Consider the following 1,381-nt stretch of genomic DNA (forward strand, 5'->3'; position numbering starts at 1 on the left):
AACCCAGCCTGATCGCGAAACAACTCCGCATTGTCCAGCTTCGAAACCTCGATCACCGCTTGCGTGCGGCTGTAGACATTGAGCTTGCGCAGGATTTCGGAGACATGCGCCTTCACCGTGGTTTCGCCCACCTGCAGCTCATAGGCGATCTGCTTGTTGAGCAGGCCCTGGCGCAGCATCTGCAGCACGCGCAGCTGTTGCGGCGTCAGTGTCGACAGGCGCTGCACCATGTCGGCGCGGTCGGCGCTGTCGGCGTCCGGCGGCCGGCCTTCATAGGTTTCCGGCACATAGATCGCGCTATCCGCATCCCGACATCAAGGTCGTCGACACCACCAAATACTTCCTGCACCGCGAACATCTCGCCTCGGTGCGCCAAGTCACCGACATGTCGGGCACCGTCGTCGACGCCACCAGCTACGCCACCTATGGCGAAAGCCTCAACACCGGCTTCCAGACGCAGAAGAACTACATCGGCGAACGCTTCGATCCCGAGACCGGCCTGCTGTATCTCAATGCTCGGTACATGGACCCGGTGCTGGGGCGGTTTATTTCACCGGATGACTGGGATCCGACCAAAGCAGGCGTCGGCACCAACCGGTATGCGTATGCCCAGAACGATCCGGTCAATAACGCCGACAACAACGGGCACGTCGCTAGCACACCATCATCCGCGCAAGTCGCCAAGGACAGAGCGGCGGCAGAGAAGCAAGCCCGTGAACAGGACAAGCAAGCGGACAGGCTGGCGTCAGCTCTCCGAAACGCCGACGGTGACCTCAGCGTATTAGATGGCGCTTCACCGGAAGTTACCCGAAAGGCCTTGGGAAAATACAACCTTAGCAGATCAGGAAGAGCCGATACAGCTGATGGCGTTTTTGGCGTCATACCAGGCGGGCTTGGGGTTAAGGCGCTCGCTACCGTTTCTGAGTTGACGATAGCCAAAACACTTGCGTCAAAAGCGGCGCTCTCTGCCGAATCTTTGGGGGTTAAGCAGGGAGCGGCATCATTCGCGGTATCGTCCGAAACCGGCGCTGCCTATCCAGGACTAAGTTTGCGGGCCGCTGAAAAACTTGGGGTTCAGCGATCAACAAATTCGACAGTGGACGAGGCGCTCGCAAATGTGACACAAAAATCACAAGCGCATGGCTGTTGCGGCGAAATTGACGCTATATCAAAAGCAATGAATGCAGGAGAAAACCCCCAGAACCTGTCGGTAGGTACCGCATCCATCGGCAGGACCCTGCCTGGACCGACAGGGGCGCAAATGGGACCGTGTTCATCGTGTCGCAGCGTGATGAATTCTCTGGGCGTCAAATATTAAGCCGGCGATGGGTCGTAACGGGAAAACAAAAAGTGGATATAGTAGATATAGTAGGTAAATTTC

At 57.3% G+C, this 1,381-nt stretch carries 1 protein-coding gene and 1 pseudogene; one reads left to right on the forward strand and one right to left on the reverse strand.

All coding sequences use genetic code 11. The annotated features are described in order from the left end of the window. Positions 1–296: pseudogene (locus EN932_RS36145) on the reverse strand (response regulator transcription factor); the annotation flags it as partial. An 89-nt stretch (positions 297–385) separates the two neighbouring features. Here EN932_RS36145 and EN932_RS38295 point away from each other — a divergent pair. After that, positions 386–1,318 (forward strand): RHS repeat-associated core domain-containing protein, encoded by a 933-nt coding sequence (locus EN932_RS38295; RefSeq protein ID WP_164766179.1) that lies wholly within the window; start codon positions 386–388, stop codon positions 1,316–1,318. Positions 1,319–1,381: the final 63 nt, after the last annotated feature.

Source organism: Mesorhizobium sp. M7A.F.Ca.US.002.01.1.1 (assembly GCF_004022955.1).
GTDB lineage: Bacteria > Pseudomonadota > Alphaproteobacteria > Rhizobiales > Rhizobiaceae > Mesorhizobium > Mesorhizobium ciceri.